The sequence below is a fragment of the Pokkaliibacter sp. MBI-7 genome (assembly GCF_029846635.1).
In the GTDB taxonomy this organism is placed as follows: Bacteria; Pseudomonadota; Gammaproteobacteria; order Pseudomonadales; family Balneatricaceae; genus Pokkaliibacter.
Genome location: NZ_JARVTG010000002.1, coordinates 568620 through 590924, shown reverse-complemented (window position 1 = coordinate 590924; position 22305 = coordinate 568620). Strand labels below are relative to the sequence as shown.

Below are 22305 nucleotides of genomic sequence, written 5' to 3'. Positions count from 1 at the left end.
GCCAGGACCACCCAGCAAAGCAGCCTGTGCTTTTTACGCTCATTTACATCTATTAAATTAAAGTCTTTGTATTTTTTATGGACACGATAAAAAGTATCAATCATGGGTAATGTAGGAAAATCATTAGACCATGTCGAGCTGATGAGGGCTTATTGACCCCGATACTGCCCTTACTAATTTTAAAAAAGAGACCAACGCATTGATTTTTTAGATAAAAAAAATATTTAAAAAAATAACCCTGCGAATAAGCCAGTGCCAACTAGGCGTCACTTGTTCCATGTACTTCCAGAGCAAACAACGCTGGCTAAGTCATTCAACATTCAGGGTTTGCCCTAATTTTGTTCGGTTAGGGTGTGTCACCTTACGATGAATTTCAGGAAAACCCGGTATTCTTCATTAGATGCCGGATATTTTGTACCTATTCAGCAGACCTTACTCGACATTGACGAGCTGCATTCCCTCATCGATCTCAGCAAAACGAAAACGGCGCGATGTTTTACCATCGCGCCGTTTCTTTTTATCACGCATCACCCTTCTCAGCAGGCTTCGGCTACCACCGCACTTCCGCGTCCACGGCGAATCAACAGCAGCAAGATCAGCCCTACCAGTGCCGTCGCCGCACCAGCCAGTGCAACAGCAGGCAGCCCAAGCCCCACGCTGATCACTCCGCCACCCAGTGCGGCGCCAAAGGCATTACCCAGATTAAACGCACCGATGTTCATGGCCGAGGCCAGATTGGGCGCTTCCGCGGCTTCCTGCACCACCATCGACTGCAACGGCGGCACCAGTGCAAAGCTCGCCACACCCCAGAAGAAAATCAGCGGCGCCACGATCCATTCTGAGGTCATCGTGCCGGCAAATATCACCAGCAGCACAATCACTGCCAGCAACGACGCGATCAGCGTGCCATCCAGTGATTTATCGGCAAAGCGGCCACCCAGAACATTACCCACGGTCAGACCCAGCCCGTACAGCACCAGCATGGACGTCACAAAGAAGGTAGATGCCTGAGTCTCCTCACGCAGGATCGGGGCGATGTAAGTAAACACAGTAAACATCGAGCTGGCGCCCACCACGGTCAGTAGCAGCGCTGCCAACACCGGGCCTTTGCCCAGCACTTTCAGCTCCGCCCGCATATCGGCTTTGCCTTCGTTGGCGAGCGGTGGCAGGGACACCCGCAGTGCCAGCATGGTAATGACGCCAATCACGGCAATACCGAAGAATGCGATGCGCCAGCCAATGGTTTCACCAATAAACGTCGCCAGTGGTACGCCTCCCACCGTCGCGATGGTCAGCCCGGAGAACATGGCCGCTACCGCACCGGCACGCTTGTCGGGCGGCACGATGTTGGTAGCCACCACCGCTCCGACACCAAAGAACGCACCGTGGTTAAACGACGTGATAATACGGCCCACCATCAGTGCGGCGTAGCTGTCAGCCAGCGCCGAGATGAAATTGCCAACCGTAAAGATAGCCATAGACAGCAATAACAGGCGGCGACGGGACATATTGGCAAACAGCAGCGTCATGATCGGCGCGCCGATCAGCACACCGAAGGCGTATGCGCTGATCAGCAGACCAGCCACCGGAATGGAAACGCCAAGATCGTCAGCGATCACCGGCAACATACCCATGGGGGAAAACTCCGTCACCCCTATGCCGAAGGCACCGACGGCCAGTGCCAGTAAGGGCGGATTTATCTTCATGATGAACCTCGTTGAATTTGTGCATGTGCGCAATATTTTTGCTTGGACGGAATATAGTTGACGGGCAAAAGCCTGAGTAGCCATGATTGCGGTCATTCACTTTTGCGAATAAATCAAAAATGAAAACAGGAAGAACCGATAAGACCGCCGAGCTGGAGACCTTTCTCGCCATCGCCTGCGCTGGCAGCCTGAGTGGCGCGGCCCGTAACCTCGATCTGACGCCGTCGGCAGTCAGCCGGATCGTCAGCCGCATCGAAAAGCGACTGGGTGTGCAACTGATTGTTCGCACCACACGGGCGCTGCGCCTGACCAGTGAAGGCGAATCCTATGCGCTGGCAGCACGCCGGATTCTCAAAGATCTGGAAGATACCGAAGAGGCCATCGCCAAACGTGCCCGCCCCAGCGGGCTGATCAAGGTCAGCACGGCAACGGCGCACAGCCGCCTGACTGTCGTGCCGTTACTGGGCGAGTTTCTTGCCCGTTATCCCGATATTCGTATCGAAGTGGAAGTCAGCGACCTGATCAGTGATGTGCTCGGCGGTGACGCCGACGTCGCTATCCGCTTTGGCCAGCTCCCTGACAGCACCCTGAATGCCCGCCGTCTCGGTGATACGGGCCGCACGGTAGTGGCCTCACCTGAGTATCTGGCCCACGCCGGAATACCGCAGACCCCGGCCGATCTGCAACGTTTCAACTGCCTGGACTTCAGTTTCCGCCGCCTTGAGCCGGGCTGGCCCTTTCGTCAGGATGGCGAAGAGTTCATGTTGCCGGTCAAAGGCAATCTCACCGCCAATAACGGCGAAACCCTGGTGGAACTGGCGCTGCAAGGCATGGGCATAACCCGTGTCGGTAACTTCCACATCAAGGAGGCGCTGGCCAGTGGCCGGCTGGTGCCGCTGCTGGAAGACTTCAATCCGCAGGATCGCGAGGTGATTCACGCGGTATTTATTGGCGGGAAGAACATGCCTGCCCGGGTGCGGGTATTCGTTGATTATCTGGTCGAGAAAATGGCGGGCACAGCGGATTAAGCCCGCCCTCTCCTCACCCTGTACAGCCGTTGCAGACATCCGAACCAGCCAGACTGATTAAGTGTTTACCATTTAAGAAAACGGTATAACTAACTAATGCGCTATCTATATCGGTGTCTGTATGTTTTGGTCATGGTGTCGAGAGGTTGATGCGCTGAGCCGTGGGCGCATTCGTGGGGCATTTACTGGGATGATAAACCCGGCAACAACTACCCTCTGCCCTGCTGCAAATGGTGTGGTTTCTTAATCGGCAGAAGCACCGTATCCGGCAGCCGCTGACGTGGCTGATACAGCGCTTACTTGCAGTCCGGGCCTAAAAGCCTGATCAACGGCGCGGATCGTTGCAGTACCGGGAGTGAGCTTTATATATACACAGGCCAGGCCAGGCAACGCAGAGCGGCAGCGCTACGTAGCGACTGCCAGAATTGCATCAGTGCTCGAGGCGCTACTTGTTTCTGGATATTTACAGCTATGCTTGTTCATAGCCCTGGCAGGCCAGTCAGTGCCTGTCAATAACGCTGCAGCCGGAGCAGCTCAGGCGAGGGAATTTTCGATGATGGACTCACTCCTGAACACAGCAGACGTCATTCTGATAGTGGATGACCAGCCCTCTAATGTCAGAGCGCTCAACAGCGCGGTAGAGTCGCTTGGTGAGGTTTTCTTCGCCACCAGTGGCGCAGAAGCCATAACAATGGCCCATCGATGCCGCCCGGACATCATCCTTCTGGATGTCGAAATGCCGGGAATGAATGGGTATGAAGTCTGTCAGGTCATCAAAAATGATCCTCAGCTAAAAGACACTGCCATCATATTTGTCACTGCTCACAGCGAAACAGAAAACGAGCTGCGTGCGCTGGAATACGGTGGTGTGGATTTTCTGCATAAACCCCTCAATGCGCTTATCGCTAAGGCCCGCGTCAAAACGCATCTGGCATTGCGAAGAGAAAGGCAACAACTCGCTCTGGCCAGAAGCACACTGTACGACATCATTCATCATCTTCCCGCCTTCGTCGCCTATTGGGACCGCCAGCTAAATAATATTTTCTCCAATGATCATAACGGGCAATGGTTTGGTTACCCTGCTCTCGCCATGCTGGGAAAACCTCTGCACGAGGTGATTGGCAGAAGCCTGAATGATGCTCCTCACACCGATGTAGCCAGCACGGATGTCGCGGCACTGCTCGCTGTGCTGAACCAGGTACGGGATGGGCAGACGGTCAGCAGAAACCTCTCGGTCAAAGTGGCGAACGGCACGGTTCACCACGTTCAGGCATCCCTTGTCCCGACGCTGATTGATGGCACGTTCAGCGGCATGGTCATGCTGTTGCATGACATTACCGAACTGAAAGCTGCCCAGTCTGCCCTGCACACAGAAAAGGAACATCTCCGCGTTACATTGAACTCCATTGGCGATGCAGTGATTGCAACGGATCCGTCCGGCAGCGTTACCTTCATGAACCCCATCGCTGAATCTCTGACAGGATGGTATTCGAGTGAGGCCATGGGAAGGCCCATCGAACAGGTGATGCCACTGCATGATTCCAGCGGTAAATACCAGCTGAGAAACCCCATCTACATTGCCCTGCAGGAACAGCGGGTCGTAGGCATGGCGCTGGATTCGTCCCTGCGCAGACGCGACGGGCGCGATTTTGAAGTTGAAGACTCAGCAGCGCCCATTCGTGACAGCGAAGGGGCCATTCAGGGAGCCATTATCGTCTTTCATGATGTGAGCGAAGCCCGCGCGATGGCGTTGAAAATGTCGCATCTCGCCAATCACGACGCGCTCACTAACTTACCTAACCGTATGCTGCTGCAGGATCGCGCCGAGCGGGCATTACAGAGTGCCCGCAGCAAACGGGAAAAAGCCGCGATGATGCTGCTCGACATCGATCACTTCAAAACCATTAATGACTCGGTCGGCCATCATGTCGGTGATCTGCTTATTCAAAACGTCGCCTCGCGGCTAAAACAGGCAGTGCGGACTTCCGATACGGTCAGCCGTCAGGGAGGTGATGAATTTATTATCCTGCTGCCTGACATTGGTTCTGTTGATGAACTGGCTTATCACGCTGAAAAGATCATGCTGGCAATGGAGGAACCCTTCTGGGTTGGACCGTCTCGGTATGACCTGTCGATCAGTATGGGGATCAGTCTCTTCCCGGATGACTGCTCTGATGTCGAATCGCTGTACCGCCATGCCGACTCCGCCATGTACAAAGCCAAACAGGAAGGCAGAAACCGCTGGCACTTCTTCTCACAGGAGATAGAGACCAGCATGCTGGCTCGTCATCGCCTCGAACAGCATATGCGTCAGGCGCTGGATAGCGGGCTCTATCAGGTTTTCTATCAGGCTAAAATCGATGCCCGTCAGCAGAAAATTGTTGGTGTTGAGGCATTACTAAGGCTGCGAGGGCCAGAAGGAAACGTAATCTCACCGGCTGAGTTTATTCCTCTGGCAGAGGAAACAGGGCTGATCATACCCATTGGCAGATGGGTCATGAGGCAAGCCTGTCAGGATGCTCATACGTGGCATCAGGCTGGTCACAACATAAAAGTGTGCATCAATATTTCTGCGGTTCAATTCAGGGAGGAAAACTTCCAGGAGGATATAAGCAACATACTCGAAATAACGATGATAAAACCGAGCCAGGTCGAGCTGGAAATTACGGAAGGGGTGCTGGCAAAAGATACAGATACATCACGCCAGATACTGCTCGAACTTAAAAGACTGGGATTACAGATATCAATCGATGACTTTGGAACTGGCTATTCCAGTCTTTCCTACTTAAAACGCTTCCCTATTGATGTGCTTAAAATCGATCAGAGCTTTATTCGCGATATGCTGACCGACCCCAGCGACGCCTCTATTGTGGAAGCCATCATCAGTCTGGCCAAATCCCTTAACCTTGGTCTGGTGGCTGAAGGGGTTGAGCAGGCAGAGCATGTAAAGGCGTTGCTCGCTCTGGGGTGCGACATCATGCAGGGTTACTATTATTGCCGCCCAATGCCCTATGCTGAAATGTGCGAATACCTAAAAACACTGCCCTGATTTTTCTGATGCCTGTGTATTCATAAAAAAGAACGGATATAAAAAAGGATGCTTCGTATGCGAACGGGTATCAGTGTCATATCTGCAATAAAAAATACAATGGCCCTCGCTGTGTTGCTGGTCGGCATCATTTTAAGCATTGGCATCAGCTACGAAATACATCTTTCTAACCAGCAGCGTATCAATGATGCTGTCAGAGAGAACACCCTCACCACTATTCAGCGTGTCACCGAGCGCATTACGCTTTATCAGTATGGCTTACGCGGCGCCCGTGGTTCGATATTAACGGCAGGAGAAAATGATCTTTCAAGAGCCGCCTTCTATCAATACAGCTTAACGCGGGATACCGACAGTGAATTCCCCGGCGCACGCGGTTTTGGGTTTATTCGGTTAGTCCCGAGAGAAAAAGAAAAACAGTTTGTAGAAGAAGCGCGTAAAGACGGCTGGCCTGATTTTTCGATCCGGGAGCTTAACCCTAATGACGGTGATCGTTACGTTATCCAGTACATTGAGCCAGTAGACCGCAACAGAGCTGCTGTCGGTCTTGATATCGCCTCTGAACGAAATCGCCGACTGGCTGCCGAGTCATCGATGAGAAGTGGCGAAGTTCGCCTTACAGGCCCTATTACACTGGTGCAGGCTACGGGCAACCCTAAACAATCGTTCTTAATAATGATGCCCATTTACCGTGGTGGAAAAACACCGGAAAGCCTTTTTGATAAAGAGAACATGATCTTTGGCTGGAGTTATGCCCCCCTGCTAATGGAAGAGGTTCTGAAAGGTTTAGGGCTGGAAAATGAAGAAACCATTTTGAAACTATCAGATGTGACGGAGCCAGACCGAATCGTCGATTTCTATAGCAATAACGACAGCACAATGACCGGGCAGTATCAGCGTGATGAAATAAGAACAATGTTTGGGCGAACATGGCGTTTTCACTCTGCGGTCACCCCCCAGTTTGTCAAAGAGTTGCACCTGCCCAATGTTACTGTCGTCGGTACTCTTTGCGCCGCGATTTCTATACTCATTTCAATTCTGGTAGGTGCCATTACCACTAACCTGAACAACAGAAGACGGTTGCACGAAGAGCAAACACGATTAAGCGCCATTGTTGAAAGTTCTGGCGATGGCATCATCGGCAAGACGCTTGATGGCACGGTTACCAGCTGGAACCGTGGCGCAGAGCAGATTTTTGGCTTTTCACGGCAGGAAGCCGTCGGCCGGTCCATTCTTGAGCTGGTTGTCCCGCCAGACAGGAGAACGGAGGAGCTGTCGATTCTGTCACGCATATCTCAGGGTGAATCCATTCCTCATTTCGAGACTATTCGCCGTCGTAAAGACGGTACTCACATCCCCGTTTCAGTCACCGTCTCTCCGATATATTCAGACAACAATAAAGTCATTGGCGCCTCTAAAACGGTCAGAGATATATCACGTCAAAAAGAAGCAGAGGCACAGATCCATGAGCTCAACACCAACCTTGAAAAGCAGGTACAGGAGCGCACAGCAGAACTGGCGAAGCTCAATGCACTGGTAAACAGCGTGCTCTCTGCGGCGACGGAGATATCGATTATCGCTACCGACACCGAAGGGGTCATCAGGCTGTTCAATAATGGTGCTGAACGCATGCTGGGTTATAAGGCCGGCGAAGTACTCAACCGATTCACTCCTGCCATCATCCACGTCGAAGCAGAGGTGGTTGAACGTGGTAAGACGCTCTCTGCAGAGCTTGGCTTTCCTGTGCAGGGTTTCAGAGTATTTGTGCAAAAGCCGGAGGTGCTGGGAGCGGAGACGCGCGAGTGGACCTATGTACGCAAAGACGGCACCCACTTTCCCGTCATGCTGGTCGTTACCACCATACGGGCCGACGACGGCGAGATTACCGGATACCTTGGTATTGCAACCGACATAACCGAACAGAAACAACAAAAAGATGCACTGCTGGCAGCACAGCGCCAGCTTTTGTCCACGACAGACCAGTTGCTGATGGCCTCAGAGGTGGCGGAGCTGGGCATATGGACCTGGCTGATTGCCGATAACTCCCTCAGCTGGAACGACAAGATGTACCAGCTGTATGAATACCCCGTCAGCCTGCGCGAGTCGGGCCTGAATTACAGCCACTGGGAAGCCCGTGTTCACCCTGATGATGTCGCTGTGGCGGTCGAGAAACTCAACGCTGCTGTTGCAGGTACTGGAATATATGACCCTGTTTTCCGGTTAAACCTTCCCAGCGGCAAAGCACGCTACATTCACGCTGGAGCCTATGTAGAGCGGGACCCTCTTGGAAATGCGGTCAAAGTGACCGGCATCAATCGCGATATCACTGCAGAACGGGAGCTGGAAAGTGGTCTGCGCCTGGCTAAGGAAGAGGCAGACTCTGCCAACAAAGCGAAGTCGATGTTCCTTGCCAATATGAGCCATGAAATCAGAACACCGATGAATGCAGTGCTCGGCATGCTGCAGCTGATGCGCACCACAGAACTGACGACCAGACAAGACGAGTACGCCTCCAAAGCGCAGATCGCCGCCACCTCTCTGCTGAGTCTGCTGAATGACATTCTGGATTACTCCAAGATTGATGCAGGCAAACTGGTACTGGATAACCACCCTTTCCAGATTAACGAGCTGATGAGCGATTTGGCCGTCGTACTGTCTGCCAATATGGGTAAAAAAGATGTTGAACTGTTGTTTGATATTGATCGACGGCTACCACTCAGCCTGACAGGCGATCTGCTCCGCCTGCAGCAGATACTGACCAACCTTGCGAGCAATGCCATTAAATTCACCCCCCAGGGTCAGGTCATCCTCAAAATTCAGCTACTTGAGCAAAGCACCGAAGAGACCGCCCGGCTGAGATTCAGCGTTATCGACAGCGGTATAGGTATCAGTCAGGAACAGCAGGGGCGCATATTTGAAGGCTTCACACAGGCAGAGGCCTCGACGACTCGTCGTTATGGCGGGACAGGCCTGGGGCTGGTCATCAGCAGGCGTCTGATCAACCTCATGGACAGCGATCTGCAACTGAAGAGCGAGCCAGGTCACGGGAGCTGCTTCTGGTTTGATATTACGCTTCCTGTCGACATGGACTCTCAGCCGCACGACTCAGCGTCTCTCACCAGGCATCTGCCTCTGAATGTGCTGGTAGTAGATGACAATCAATGTGCCCGGGAATTGTTATGCGGTGCGGTGAAAGACCTGGGAGCCAACGTGTTGCAAGCAGGCTCAGGCACGGAGGCCATTAACGTCTTTAAAGAAACGGCTGACGCAGCACAAGACATCCAGCTCATCCTGATGGACTGGAGAATGCCTGATATCAGCGGTATCGATGCAGCCATCACCATTAAGTCTTTAGCGGCGCCGGGAAAAACACCCGCCATTATTATGGTGACCGCCTTTGGCCGCGAAGAGATCTTGACGAGGCATGATGCAGGAACGGCCCCCTTTGAGGACTTTCTCACCAAGCCTGTAACACCCCAGCAACTCGTTTCGACTGTAGCCCGAGTACTTAACGGTGAGAAAAACGATACACAGGAGCGTCTCAGCCCAGCATTAAGCCGTAAACCCCTGCACGGTTTGAAACTGCTGCTGGTCGAGGATAATGAGTTCAACCGTCAGGTGGCCTCGGAATTGCTCATGAACGAAGGTGCTCTGCTGGATATGGCGCATGGCGGGCTTGAAGGTGTGACCAGGGTCACAGAGGGTGCCACCCGATATGATCTGGTCCTGATGGATATGCAAATGCCAGATATCGATGGTCTTGAGGCAACAAGGCGCATTCGCTCTGATCAGCGTTTTACCAAGCTGCCGATTCTGGCAATGACGGCCAACGTATCCCTGGCGGATCAGGAACAATGCTTCAAAGCCGGGATGGATGGGCATCTTGGCAAGCCTCTTGATCTGCCGCGCGTCATTGAGGCCATCCTTTACCATACGCAGCGAAGTGGCGCGGTGACACAAGCGGCTGACGGGCAGGATGCGCAGTCCGGTAGTACGTCAGGCAGCAGCGAGCAAGCGATTAGCCACAACAGCAAAAAGAGCGCCCAGGAACCCATCAATGCCATTCTGGCCCGCTTTGGTGGTAACGAAAAACTGTACCGCAGCCTGGTGAAGGACTTTGAGGTCAATCTCCAGCAACAGCTGACGGAGCTTGAGCAAGCGATATCGAATCACGACTGGTTGTCGCTAAAAGCGCTCCTCCATACGTTAAAGGGAACCTCAGGCACGATCGGGCTCAGTCATTTATATCAGCAGGTTGTGACATGGGAGATGCAGCTCAAATCTGCCACAGATGATGCCCAGCGCAAGGCAATGACGGATGATATGGTCCGGGTACTACGGTCACTGGCAGAGGAAGGCTTAACCGATTTGCAGACCAGCCTGCAGAGCATGATCAGTGCTCCTGTAAGCACACAAAACCCTCCAGCGAAATCTGATGGTCTCGGTGCACGAGCCCGTATTAACGCTGCGAGTGCCTCGTTAACCGAATTAAGCTCCTATCTTGAAGCCGGTAATCTCAAGGCCATCGACCTGGCTGAAGAGCTGCTTGCGACGCTGGATGCAGATGAGCATATACTCCGTGAGCTGAGACAGCTGCTGGCATACGCCGAAGCACTGGAATTTGACAAGGCAAGGTCATTACTTGCCGGGCTAACTGAAAAGTTATAAAGGGACTGGGGTACATGAATCTGGAAGACGTGTTGAGAAATTTGCCCCACCATGAGGGAAAGCTACGCTTACTGATTGTTGATGATCAGCCGATCAATATCCGCACCCTCAATCAGGTCTTCAAAGAGGAATACGAGGTGCTGATGGCCACGAGCGGGGCACAGGCCATAGAGCAGGCAAAGGCTCAGAAGCCCGATTTGATACTGCTTGATGTAGTGATGCCCGATATCAGCGGCCATGATGTATGCAGAGCACTCAAAGCGAACAGGGAAACAGAAGATATTCCCGTTATCTTCGTTACCTCACAAACGGATGGCACTGACGAGGCCTTTGGCTTCTCGCTCGGCGCAGTCGATTTCATCTCCAAACCGATCAATCCTGTCACCGTCATGGCTCGTGTCAGAACTCAGCTGGCGCTGAAACTGCAGCTCGATTTCATGAAGAACATGGCCATGGTAGATGGCCTCACCGGCGTTGCGAACCGGCGGCGCTTTGACGAGGCCCTGAACAACATATGGCGACTATGCCAGCGTGAAGAACGGCCCATGTCGTTGCTGATGATGGATATCGACTACTTCAAACGCTTCAACGACCAGTATGGTCATCTGGCTGGGGATGAGTGCCTGCGTACCGTGGCAAAAGCACTGAAAGCAGAGATGCGCAGGCCAACAGATGTTTTTTGTCGCTACGGAGGCGAAGAGTTCGCCTGCATCTTGCTCTATACCGATCAGGCGGGCGCTGTTGATCGTGCCCGGGCTGCCATCAATGCAGTACACGATCTTAAAATAGCCAACGGCAGCTCAGAGATCAGCGAGCTTGTCACTGTCAGCATTGGGGTAGCGACGATTGTGCCTAAACGCGATTTTGAGCCTGTACACCTTATTCAGGCTGCAGATAAAGCGTTGTACGAAGCAAAAGTACAGGGCAGAAACAGATACGTAGTCAGCAGCTAAGCGTACTTTTAAACTCAATGCCGCATTCGCAGGCCCGCTACACTCTGATCAGCCCGCCCTGCCCTGTGCTCTCCGGCTCGACTTGCCACAGGGCAGCAAGCGCTCCCCCTGTGGTGCCCTGAACGCAATACAGCGAATGGATTCTTTCCGACTATTACTTAGCAGGCTGTTGAAAAACGTTATCGAGGCAGCCGAGACAAGGAAATACCCCGAGGGCACAAGAAACAGGCGAAAAAGCGGAGTTTAGTGAGCTAAATGAGCATTTTGAGCCTGTTTTTGACGCGGTATTCGGCAACGCAGATAGATTTTCAACAGCCTGTTAGGCCATCTATTACTCAGGTCATTTACTGCTTATTGCCGCTTCGCAGTCTCTGCCGTATTTGCCGCACCACGATGACAAAATAATTTTGTTCTTCCGAAGACAACTAACTGCAAGTCATTCCACGTCAGATTGTTCTGCCTGAGATTTAATCCGCCGTAACATCTGCATTCTGATCAAACCACTGGCGGGACGGATCACCAGCCAGTACAGCCTCATCATCAGCCCTGCCATACGGTCAAAGGTTTGAATGCGGGTCAGGGTGGTGAGCCGGGTGCGGTCACCTTCAGCGCAAGGCTCAGCATGAAAGGCCAGCACCAGTCGCGCATTGCGCTGATACCGTATAAACGCCTCACGATCAGTAATAACATCGAGCCCAAAATCCAGCCGCCAGAAGCGACCTGCCAGACCAAGGCAATACCAGTGTTGTGACTGATACAAAGTCGTGAAGCTGTGCAGGCCAAACTCTCTGGCGTGCCGGTGGCGCGGTAACCAGCGCACTACCGCTGTTCTGACGCTCAGCAGCGTCCGGGTCAGAGGGTCGCCTGCTATGTTCTGCTCCTGCACAGCCTGCATCACCGCCTCTGCGGGTGCATCAATCAGAATGCTGTGTACTTCCTCAAAGGCATAGTGCGGTAACAGTGATGAAAGTGGTTCAGCCGCAGCGGTATGCTTCACTGAAGTGTCTTGCTTGAGGGTGGGCTGCATACACGGGTCCTTGTGATGGTATCGGGGATATAGCGGGCAACGAGTGTCGCCTATTCAGATGCGCCGGACACCTTATCACCGTTTTGTCGGCCATGCTCCTGAGCAGACGCTCCGGCAGCGCTTTGCGATGTCACAGCATCAAAAAATCGCACTATGATTTTTACTTGGAAAAATAAAACGCGAAAAATAAATGATAAAAAACTGTATTCCTGCTGGCAGTGATGAAGGGCAAGCACTTGGTAAATCTGATGCATTACAAGGAGTAAGGGTTCTTCTTTCTGAGGCTGACTGGTACTTTTTCTTAACCAATCAACGCATCATCCAAATTTTTTTCAACACTTCCAATAATAAAGTTATCAATCGGGTAGTAATTAAGGTATGGTGTTGACTCTGCAATCGAGTGACACCAAGTACTTCTTCCGGAAACTCATTTTCGAAAGATAGAATTTTCTGTCTAGCAGTGCTGCGAGACCCTTCCTATTTCTTACGTGATAATGATAAATAATTTGCAGTACAGTATTTCCAGTGACGCTGAAAATGTTGGCAATGATTATCTGTTTTCGTAATGGTGATAGTGGAAAAAGTCTTATTAATTCTCACCTTATGAAGACGAGTACAATATGAACAAAGGCACAGTTAAGTGGTTTAATGCCGATAAAGGTTTTGGCTTTATCTCTCCAGATGATGGTAGCAAAGATCTTTTTGTACACCATTCTGAAATCCTGGCAGGTGGCAGTTTTGCTACTCTGATCGAAGGTCAGAAAGTTGAGTTTGATATTGGCCAGGGCCAGAAAGGCCCATGCGCAAACAAGGTTCGTGTTGTTTAATACAACACCCAAAACACTTGTTAAAAAAGCCGCCTGCTAGGCGGTTTTTTATTTAATCACCCAGACCACCCTCTCCTTTTTGATCATTTACATCCACCTTCCTTTTCAGCTTATTTCGGGAATTCAGATATTGAGTTCGACACTCATGATGAGTGTAGCAAGAGTCGCACTTCTGAGTTGAATTCGCGTACCATGTGCCAATTTAATACACCCGAAAAAAATTTAAAAAAAACATCTGCCCTTCAGTGTGCAACTGCTTTTGAGAACAGATTAAGCACAATGACACCGGCGAGTATGAATAAGATCCCTACTATTGCCGGAAAATCTAACTTCTGTCCGTAGACCAGCCAGGAAATAGCGGCCACCGCAGCAATGCCTAATCCAGCCCATACCGCATAGGCTATACCTACCGGAATAGTTTTTAATGCGAGAGAAAGGAAATAGAACGCACCAACATAGCCAGCAACAACGATAAGAGATGGAATTAGCTTAGAAAATTCGTCGCTAGCCTTAAGTAACGAAGTTGCAACCACTTCACACGTAATAGCAATCCCTAAAAAGATCCATGAATTCATATTTCACATATGTCCAGTTTAAAAAAGCAAATCCTAAAACAGCGGTAAAAAATAAAACAGTCTTGTTTATGTTTTGGTTTTATGTGCAACCTGTATTTTTATCAGACTGATAACGCCAGTTAAGCTATTCGTGCATTTCCACATATGAGCTCGCTGAAAGTTATATATTGTGGGCAGCGGACAATCTCAGCCACAAAGCAGGCTTTCACCCTCCTCCACCATGGTAACGAACCCGGTTTGCTCAGATACGACAGGCTGACATCCCTGCCATTTCCTATACACTTTCCTGTTTCCTGTACACTCTCCTGCTACCAATACGGGCAACCTGACTAGGAGTCTTACCATGGGATTTTGGGATAAGATCACTGGCGAGTTTATCGACATCATCGAATGGACTGATGACAGCGATGACACTCTGGTGTGGCGCTTTGAGCGCTACGAGAACGAAATCAAATACGGTGCAAAACTGATCGTCCGCCAGCAGCAGGTGGCGATTTTCGTTGATCAGGGCAAGATCGCCGACATCTTCCAGCAGGGCATGTATGAGCTGCAGACCGAAAACATGCCGGTTCTCAGTACACTGCGTGGCTGGAAATACGGTTTCCATTCTCCGTTCAAGGCCGAAGTCTACTTTATCAATCTGCGCACCTTTACCGACAACAAGTGGGGTACCCAGAACCCCATCATGCTGCGTGACCCTGAATTCGGTCCGCTGCGCCTGCGGGCTTTCGGCAACTTCAGCATCAAGGTCACTGAGCCTGAAAAGCTGCTGATGGAAATCGTCGGCACCAACGGCCATTTCACCCTCGACAATATTCATTCACAGCTGAAAACCCTGGCGGTAACGCGCTTCTCTGACGCAGTGGCAGAAAGCCGTATCCCCGTGCTCGACCTTGCGGCCAACTATGATGAGCTGTCGGCGCTGATGCGTGAGCGCATGAACCCGGACTTCGAGCAGTACGGCCTGCAACTGCAGCAGTTTCTGGTGGAAAACATCTCTCTGCCACCTGAAGTGGAAACCGCACTGGATAAGCGCTCGTCCATGGGCATCATCGGTAATCTGCAGCAATACACCCAGTTTCAGGCTGCCAACGCCATGGAACAGGCCGCTAAAAACCCCGGCGGTGACGCCAGTGCAGGTATTGGTATGGGCATGGGTTTTGCGATGGCCCAGCAGCTGGGGCAAAGCATGACTCAGCCGTCTTCTGCGCAGCAGGGCAGCTCGCAGCCTCCCGCAGCGCCGGTGATGCCACCTCCCCTGCCGCAGGCTCATCCCTATTTCGTCGCGGTGAATGGCCAGCAGACGGGCCCTTTCCCGCTGTCAGCACTGCAGGGCAAGGTCACCAGCGGCGAGATGACACGTTCATCACTGGTCTGGTGTCAGGGTATGGCCAACTGGGCCGAGGCTGGCAGTGTGGCGGAGCTGTCTCCACTGTTCGCCAGCATGCCTCCTCCTCTGCCGGGAGCGTAATGGGGTATGGATATCAAGTGTGAAGGCTGTGGTGCCAAACTGACCTATCAGCCTGGCACCACCTCCCTGACCTGTGCCTACTGTGATCACACCATGGCTATTGCCGGTGCGACGACACAGCAGCAGGCTCAGGCCGAACAGGATTTCGACCTCTACCTGCAATCGCAGGAGCAGCAGACCGATACGGTTGAGCAGTACATCCTGCAATGCAAAGGCTGCGGGGCAGAAACGCAACTGGCGCCTGACCAGCAGTCCAGCCGCTGTCCGTTCTGTGATACCGCGCTGGTGATAGAACAGAAGCAAACCCGCAAGCTGATCAAACCGCAGGGCGTGCTGCCTTTTCGCCTCCCTCGCAAAGAGGCTCAGACGGCCTTTGACCGCTGGCTGAAAGGGCTGTGGTTTGCACCGAACAAGCTCAAGCGGCAGACCACCCGTCATGATCGTTTCGAGGGCGTCTATCTGCCGTTCTGGACCTATGACTGTGAAACCGACAGCCACTATACCGGCCAGCGCGGTGACGATTACACGGTGCAGGTGCAGAGCACGGACAGCAAGGGCAATACGGTGACACGTTCGGAAACCCGCACCCGCTGGCATTCGGTAAGAGGAAAGGTCAGTAACAGTTTCGATGACATTCTGGTCCCGGGCAGTCGTAGCCTGCCCCGCGACAAACTGGATGCCCTGCAGCCCTGGCAGCTGAATGAAGTGGTCGACTACCGCGATGAGTTTCTGGTGGGTTATCGCACCGAGACCTATCAGATCAGTGCCCGTCAGGGTTATGACGATGCCCGCAGCATCATGGACAATGCCATACGTCAGACCATTCGCCGTGATATTGGCGGCGACCATCAGCGTATCGACAGCGTTGACAGCCGTTACTTTGACCGCACATTCAGGCACCTGCTGCTACCGGTCTGGGTCTCGGCGTATCGCTTCGGTGATGAGGTGTATCGGGTGCTGGTCAATGCCCAGACCGGCGAGGTACAGGGCGAACGGCCCTGGAGCTGGGTCAAGATCGGCCTGACGGTGATCGCTGGTCTGGCCGTGGCTGGCGCCATTGCCTATCTGGTGAACAGCAGCTCGGTGCCTCAGTAATAACCGACCTGTCCGCAGCAGGGCTATCACGGGCGGTGGGCGGGCATCCGGCGATGCCCGCCCGGCCAGCACCCTGCCAAACCCAGCGATATTTTGCCTCGCCACGCCCTTATAGTTTCATTAAGATGTGAACTAAACCGAATTGTGAGCCCCGTTCTATGCGCAAGTTTGATGACTCCCTGCCCCTCAAATTGTTAAAAGCCCGTGAAGCGGCCATGTCGTTCTTCCGCCCCTTCCTGCAGGAACACAACATCACCGAGCAGCAGTGGCGCATTCTTCGTGCGCTGTTTGAGCATGAGGAACTGGAAGCCAAACAACTGGCGCGCATCTGTTGCATTCTCAGCCCCAGCCTGACCGGCATCATCAGCCGTCTGGAAGCGCAGGGCTACATCAAGCGTCGTAAAGGGGAAGACGACCAACGCCGGGTGCTGCTGAGCATGACCGACGAGGCGCGCGCCTTCTTTGACAACCTGAGCCCTGAAGTGGAGTCACGCTACAAGCAGCTGACGGATCGTCTGGGTCAGGAAAAACTGCAGCAGTTACACGAGCTGCTCAACGAAGTCATCGAGCTGCGTCAGGCCGAGTAATTCCCCCGCGTCAGGCCGGCTTCACGGTGCGGGCTGCCCCTGACGGGCATAGGTCGAAGCCAGCTGACGCAGCAGCTGAACAAAATTCAGCGTTATCCGTGATGCGCCTGCACGCCGGTGTGCTAGCGTCAGACCGATCAGCGGCGCCTCGCCACGGATAGTACGAAAGACTACCCCCTGAACCTGTAACTGCTGCATGGAAGCGGGTACCAGCGAGAAGCCCAGCTCCGCGGCCACCATCGACATAATGGATGCAATCTGCGGTGCGGACTGCCCGATCACAGGTTCAAAGCCGGCGTCGCGGCAGGCTCGCAGCGCTTCATCATGCAGCGTGATCCCCACCTTACGCGGCGTCAGGACCAGTGGCGCATCACGCAGTGCTGTCAGCTCCATACTGCTGGCATCACTGGCCCAGGCTTCCGGCAAGGCGATCACCAGTGGCTCTTCCAGCAGCTGATATTTCTGCAATTCCTCCGGGTCAGCCGCATTGGGGCGCAGTACCGCCACATCCAGCCGGCCGTCCATCAGCCCGTTGATCAGCCCCACGGAGTTGGCCTCCTCCAGTGTCAGCTCTACATCGGGAAAACTGCGACGAAAGCGCCGGATAGCATCGGTGAAATAAGGTTGCAGCGCTGCCGTGCCGGTAATCCCCAGATTGAGCGTGCCCGTCTCTCCCCTGCCTGCGCGCTGCGCGGACTGCACAGCATCCTGCACCAGATCCGGTACGCCTTTCACTTTCTCCAGAAAGGCCTGACCGGCCTCGGTCAGCTCTGCCCCCTGTGGTACGCGATGGAACAGCCGTACGCCCACTTCGTTTTCCAGATCCTTGATCTGCTGGCTGAGCGGTGGCTGGCCTATTCCCATACGCGCTGCCGCACGGGTGAAGTTCAGCTCCTCGGCTACCGCCAGAAAATAGCGAATATGTCTTAGCTCCACTTTCTCCATCTCCAAAACATATCGAATTCGAGTCTTCCATATATTAGATCAATACAAAGGCGATCCCTATAATTCAGCCCATACACCCGCTGTGCTGGATCGCATCATGTCTACCCTAAGTTCCGACCCTTCTTCCGCCCTACCCACCCCGCACTGGATCAGCAAAGGCACCAAGACCTACCGTCAGGTTGAGATCGCTCTTTTTCTGGCAGGCTTCGCCAGTTTCTCCCTGATTTACTGCGTGCAGCCACTGCTGCCCGCCTTCGCTCACAGCTTTCAGCTCAGCCCGGGCGCATCGTCACTGGCACTGTCTCTGACCACCGGCTTTCTGGCGATGTCGATTCTGATGACGGGCGCGCTGTCGCAGTCACTGAGCCGTAAAGGGCTGATGTTTACCTCTATGGCACTGGCAGGCGTGCTCAATCTGATTGCTGCACTGGTGCCGGACTGGAATGCCTTTCTGATTGCCCGGGCACTGGAGGGGCTGGTGCTGGGTGGGGTGCCTGCCATCGCCATGGCCTATCTGGCAGAGGAGATTGAGCCTGAGCATCTGGGCAAAACCATGGGGTTGTACATCGCAGGTACTGGCTTTGGCGCCATGATCGGCCGGGTCGGAATGGGATTTATCACGGAGTTCGTGTCATGGCAGGGTGCTCTGGCGCTACTTGCCACGGCGTGTCTGCTGGCGACCGCAGGATTTGGCCTGCTGCTGCCCCCCTCGCGCAACTTCACCCCGCAACCGAGCAAGCCGCTGCGTTTTCACCTGCAGGTCTGGCGGCAGCACCTGCGCAATCCGGCCATGGTGCGGATCTACGCGCTCGGTTTTGTGCTGACCAGTGTGTTCGTCACGATCTTTAACTACGTCGCCTTTCGTCTGTCGTCGGCGCCCTATAACCTGAGCCAGACCCAGCTGAGCACCCTCTTTCTTACCTATGCCATTGGCATGGTGGCATCGTCCTACTCGGGCAACCTGTCTCTGCGGCTGGGCAAACGACTAACGCTGGCACTGAGCTTTATCACCACCCTGCTTGGCGTCATTGCCACTCTTTACAACGGGCTGCCGATGATCACCATCGGTGTTTCTCTGATCACCATTGGTTTCTTTCTCGGCCACTCCGTCGCCAGCAGCAGCATCGGCCCGCTGGCAGGCAACACCAAGAGCCATGCCTCTTCGCTGTACCTGACGTTCTACTACATGGGCTCAAGCATCACCGGCACCGTCAGTGGCTGGCTGTGGCAGCATCAGGGCTGGAATGCTGTCGCCACCCTGACTTTCATCGTCGCCAGTATCGGCTTGCTGCTGGCCTGGACCGGCAAACGTTCGTTCGGCACCGTTAAATCAGTCGGATAAAAAGCACTAACGCCAGCGCGGGCAGTGACCGCCCGCGCCGCAGCCCCCTTATCCGCCGTGCAGAAAATGCAGCGGTATCAGGACCAGCTGTGGGAACAGAATCAGTGCAAGTAACAGCAGCACCTGCGCCAGAAAGAAGGGACCGATCCCTCTGACGACAGCCGCCAGACTGGTCTGGCCGACGCTGGTAATCGCTGCAAGCACCGTACCTACAGGGGGTGTCAGCAGGCCAATACTGAGGTTAAGCACAAACACTACGCCGAAATACACCGGATCAATCCCCGCCGCGGTGAAAACAGGCATCAATACAGGGGTCAGGATCAGGATCAGCGGTGCCAGATCCATCGCCATACCGATCAGCAGTACCAGCGCATTGATCAGCAGCATCAGACGAACCGGGTGCTCCTCCCAGCCGGACAACAGATCAGCGACCTGACCCGGGATGTCAGCCATGGTAATAAGCCAGGCCGCAATCGAGGAGGCAGCGACCAGAAACATGATGATGCTGGTCAGCCGGGCAGATGCCACCAGCACACGATAAAGCCCAGCCATGTCCAGCTCCCGGTAGATGACCGCGCCGACAAACAGTGCATAGAAGGCCGCCACCACACCGGCTTCGGTGGGGGTAAACACGCCAAAGCGCAGACCCACTACAATGATGACCGGCAATACCAGCGCCCATACGGCGTTACGTACGGCGGCGAGCCGCTCCCTGCCACTGGCACGCTCAAGCACGGCAGTATTGTCGTGGCGCGACACCAGCCACCACACCAGTGTCAGCACCAGCCCCATCAGCAGGCCGGGGAAGATACCGGCAATGAACAGCTTAGAGATGGAGACGCCACTGGTTACCCCAAACAGAATCAACGGAATGCTGGGGGGTAAGATCGGAGCAATAATCCCACTGGCGGCAATCAGACCGCAGGAACGATTGCGCTCATACCCTGCCTTGACCATCAGCGGAATCAGTACCGAACCCAGCGCGACGGTATCCGCCACCGCAGAGCCGGACAGCGAAGCAAACAGGATGGCAGCGACGATGGCTACATAGCCAATGCCACCACGGCGGTGGCCCAGCAGCGTCAGACCCAGATGAATGATGCGCTTGGTAATCCCGCCTGCGTTCATCAGCTCGCCCGCCAGAACGAAGAACGGTATCGCCATCAGCGAAAAGTTATTGGTACCGCTGACCAGATTTTCAGTGATCAGCTGACTGTCGAACAAATCCTGATGCAGCATCAGGGCGATGCCGGTCATGATCAGCGCGAAGGCGATTGGCATACCGATGGCAATGGCACCAAACAGCGCGCCTGCAAAAATGACGAGATCCATCAGTGCTCCCCTCCCGCAGCGCTCACCGGGCGATTAGTCAGCAGACGCCACAGGATGACGAGAATGCAGCCTGCCATAAAGACGCCCATGGCAATGGCACCCGCATAAAGAAACCACAGTGGCATCCCGGTGGCCGGGCCGGTGGTATTGATATTAATTTTGATCAGCGTCCAGCCCCCCTGAATCAGCAGCCCCATGGCATACAGCATGAGTGCGCCTGAGATCACGCCGCACAGGATACGGACGGGCCTCGGCAGAATACCGATCAGCAGGTCAACAGACAGGTGCTGATGGGCTTTCATGGCGCTGGCCGTGCCGAAGAAAATCATAAATACGAACAGGTAACGCGACATTTCTTCAGACCAGGTAATCCCTGAGTCAAACAGGTAACGCAGCACCACGTTGAGGAAGACCAGACAGGACATCAGGCTCAGACAGACAGCCATACAGAGCCCGAGAACCGTGTCTACAAAACGGGAAAGTGTGTCGGACATGCTTTTAACCAGTGCAACGGTAAAGGACATCGGCAGCGGCCCATCCCTGAGCAGCCGACGTCAGTGTAAGGAGAGCTGCTCGCACACAGCCCTCTCCACTTGAATACCCGGCCCCTGGTCACTGACCGGGGCTGGCAGGCTCAGTTATTGCGCTGCGCCCATGGCATTGATCTTCTCGACGATTGCCCTGGCATCAGGGTTGCCCTCGTAGAACTTGCTGTAGGAGCCCTGCTCCGCCGCCACCAGCGCCGCACGGAAGCTGGCATCCGGGACGGTGATAGTGACACCTTCCTGCTGCAGTTTTTCCTTATCCTTAGCTTCACTGGCGACCAGCAGTTTCCATTCCTGCTCGCTGGCATCTTTTGCAGCCTGCTGCACGATGGCTTTCTGCTCATCGGTCAGGGTGTTCCAGAAGCTATCGTTCATCAGATACAGATTGGGGGTGAAGACGTGGTTGGTTTCGGTGACGTGCTTGACGATTTCATACCACTTCGAGGCAACGATATTGGGATAGGGATTCTCAACGCCATCCACGACCTTTTGTTCCAGCGCACTGAACACCTCGGAAATGGGCATCGGGGTGACGTTAGCCCCCAGCGCATTACCGATGGCAATCATGCTTTCCATACCGGGGAAGCGCAGACGCAGGCCTTTGAAGTCATCCATGGATGAAATGGGCTTGTTGCTGGCCACCACCCGGAACCCCTGTACACCATAAGCAAGAAAGTGCAGCCCGGTGTTTGCGCTCATATCACTGACCAGCGCATCCCCCACGTCACTGTTCAGGGCTTTCTGCGCGTGACTGTAGTCCTGAAACAGGAAAGGCAGCTGGATAATCCCGACGTTTTTCACTTCCTTGTCCATGATGGTGCCGAGGATAGCCATCTGTACCGTGCCGCCGCGCACGGAGTTGTAGAGCTTCTCTTCTGCACCCAGTACGCCATTGGAAAATACCCGGACCTTCAGCTCGCCATGGCTGCGACTTTCGACTTCTTTGGCGAAGGTCTCTTTCAGGGCGATGGAGTTGGGGTGGGTATCAGGGAAAAAGTTGGCCACTTTGATAGTGGTCGCAGCATGGCTGAGGGATGCTGCGCCCAGGGTGGAAGCAACAGCCAATGCGATAGCAAGGCGTTTACATACGCGCATAGTAAAGCTCCTAGCGACGTCGACGGTGTCGACTTTGTTGTTGTTGGTCATTCGCGAAAAAAC

At 53.9% G+C, this 22305-nt stretch carries 17 protein-coding genes; 10 read left to right on the top strand and 7 right to left on the bottom strand.

Annotation, left to right across the window (positions count from 1 at the left end):
- Window positions 1-536: 536 nt before the first annotated feature.
- Window positions 537-1706 carry an MFS transporter gene (locus tag QCD60_RS22310; RefSeq protein WP_279788566.1) on the bottom strand — a complete coding sequence of 390 codons (1170 nt, stop codon included), beginning with the start codon at window positions 1704-1706 and terminating at the stop codon, window positions 537-539.
- A 119-nt stretch (window positions 1707-1825) separates the two neighbouring features.
- Between QCD60_RS22310 and QCD60_RS22305 the strand changes: the two genes are divergently transcribed.
- From QCD60_RS22305 to QCD60_RS22290, 4 genes are all read left to right on the top strand, one after another.
- A complete protein-coding gene (locus QCD60_RS22305) occupies window positions 1826-2734 on the top strand; it encodes a LysR family transcriptional regulator (protein ID WP_279788564.1) in 909 nt (302 codons plus the stop codon).
- Window positions 2735-3287: 553 nt separating this feature from the next.
- Window positions 3288-5783, top strand: coding sequence for an EAL domain-containing protein (locus QCD60_RS22300; protein ID WP_279788562.1), 2496 nt, complete (start codon window positions 3288-3290; stop codon window positions 5781-5783).
- 57 nt (window positions 5784-5840) lie between these two features.
- Window positions 5841-10448, top strand: coding sequence for a CHASE domain-containing protein (locus tag QCD60_RS22295; RefSeq protein WP_279788560.1), 4608 nt, complete (start codon window positions 5841-5843; stop codon window positions 10446-10448).
- A 14-nt stretch (window positions 10449-10462) separates the two neighbouring features.
- Complete coding sequence (locus QCD60_RS22290; protein ID WP_279788558.1) at window positions 10463-11401, top strand: diguanylate cyclase; 939 nt, start codon at window positions 10463-10465, stop codon at window positions 11399-11401.
- Between the two features lie 436 nt (window positions 11402-11837).
- Here the strand turns inward: QCD60_RS22290 and QCD60_RS22285 are convergent, their stop codons facing one another.
- Window positions 11838-12428 carry a DUF2867 domain-containing protein gene (locus QCD60_RS22285; protein WP_279788556.1) on the bottom strand — a complete coding sequence of 197 codons (591 nt, stop codon included), beginning with the start codon at window positions 12426-12428 and terminating at the stop codon, window positions 11838-11840.
- 190 nt (window positions 12429-12618) lie between these two features.
- Here QCD60_RS22285 and QCD60_RS22280 point away from each other — a divergent pair, with 190 nt between their 5' ends.
- Window positions 12619-12816, top strand: coding sequence for a hypothetical protein (locus QCD60_RS22280; protein ID WP_279788554.1), 198 nt, complete (start codon window positions 12619-12621; stop codon window positions 12814-12816).
- A gap of 232 nt (window positions 12817-13048) precedes the next feature.
- Window positions 13049-13255: a cold-shock protein gene (locus QCD60_RS22275; protein WP_279788552.1), complete on the top strand. Its 207-nt coding sequence runs from the start codon at window positions 13049-13051 to the stop codon at window positions 13253-13255.
- Window positions 13256-13497: 242 nt separating this feature from the next.
- Here QCD60_RS22275 and QCD60_RS22270 read toward each other — a convergent pair whose 3' ends face one another.
- On the bottom strand, window positions 13498-13830 hold the full coding sequence (locus QCD60_RS22270; RefSeq protein WP_279788551.1) for a multidrug efflux SMR transporter: 333 nt from the start codon (window positions 13828-13830) through the stop codon (window positions 13498-13500).
- Between the two features lie 343 nt (window positions 13831-14173).
- On the opposite strand from QCD60_RS22270, the gene QCD60_RS22265 reads away from it, so the two are divergent.
- From QCD60_RS22265 to hpaR, 3 genes are all read left to right on the top strand, one after another.
- Window positions 14174-15301: an SPFH domain-containing protein gene (locus tag QCD60_RS22265; protein WP_279788549.1), complete on the top strand. Its 1128-nt coding sequence runs from the start codon at window positions 14174-14176 to the stop codon at window positions 15299-15301.
- Between the two features lie 6 nt (window positions 15302-15307).
- Window positions 15308-16396, top strand: coding sequence for a hypothetical protein (locus QCD60_RS22260; RefSeq protein WP_279788547.1), 1089 nt, complete (start codon window positions 15308-15310; stop codon window positions 16394-16396).
- 158 nt (window positions 16397-16554) lie between these two features.
- A complete protein-coding gene (gene hpaR / locus QCD60_RS22255; RefSeq protein ID WP_279788546.1) occupies window positions 16555-16983 on the top strand; it encodes a homoprotocatechuate degradation operon regulator HpaR in 429 nt (142 codons plus the stop codon).
- A gap of 21 nt (window positions 16984-17004) precedes the next feature.
- Here hpaR and QCD60_RS22250 read toward each other — a convergent pair whose 3' ends face one another.
- Entirely contained in the window at window positions 17005-17919 is a 915-nt protein-coding gene (locus tag QCD60_RS22250) for a LysR family transcriptional regulator (protein WP_279788544.1), read from the bottom strand.
- Window positions 17920-18025: 106 nt separating this feature from the next.
- On the opposite strand from QCD60_RS22250, the gene QCD60_RS22245 reads away from it, so the two are divergent.
- The gene (locus tag QCD60_RS22245; RefSeq protein ID WP_279788542.1) at window positions 18026-19270 is read left to right on the top strand and encodes an MFS transporter; all 1245 of its coding nucleotides are present in this window, start codon (window positions 18026-18028) and stop codon (window positions 19268-19270) included.
- A gap of 48 nt (window positions 19271-19318) precedes the next feature.
- Here the strand turns inward: QCD60_RS22245 and QCD60_RS22240 are convergent, their stop codons facing one another.
- The 3 genes from QCD60_RS22240 to QCD60_RS22230 form a co-directional block, all read right to left on the bottom strand.
- Window positions 19319-20602 carry a TRAP transporter large permease subunit gene (locus tag QCD60_RS22240; protein WP_279788540.1) on the bottom strand — a complete coding sequence of 428 codons (1284 nt, stop codon included), beginning with the start codon at window positions 20600-20602 and terminating at the stop codon, window positions 19319-19321.
- Window positions 20602-21096: a TRAP transporter small permease gene (locus QCD60_RS22235; protein ID WP_279788538.1), complete on the bottom strand. Its 495-nt coding sequence runs from the start codon at window positions 21094-21096 to the stop codon at window positions 20602-20604. Before QCD60_RS22235 ends, QCD60_RS22240 begins: the two co-directional genes overlap by 1 nt.
- A 144-nt stretch (window positions 21097-21240) precedes the next feature.
- Window positions 21241-22242 carry a TRAP transporter substrate-binding protein gene (locus tag QCD60_RS22230; protein WP_279788535.1) on the bottom strand — a complete coding sequence of 334 codons (1002 nt, stop codon included), beginning with the start codon at window positions 22240-22242 and terminating at the stop codon, window positions 21241-21243.
- Window positions 22243-22305: the final 63 nt, after the last annotated feature.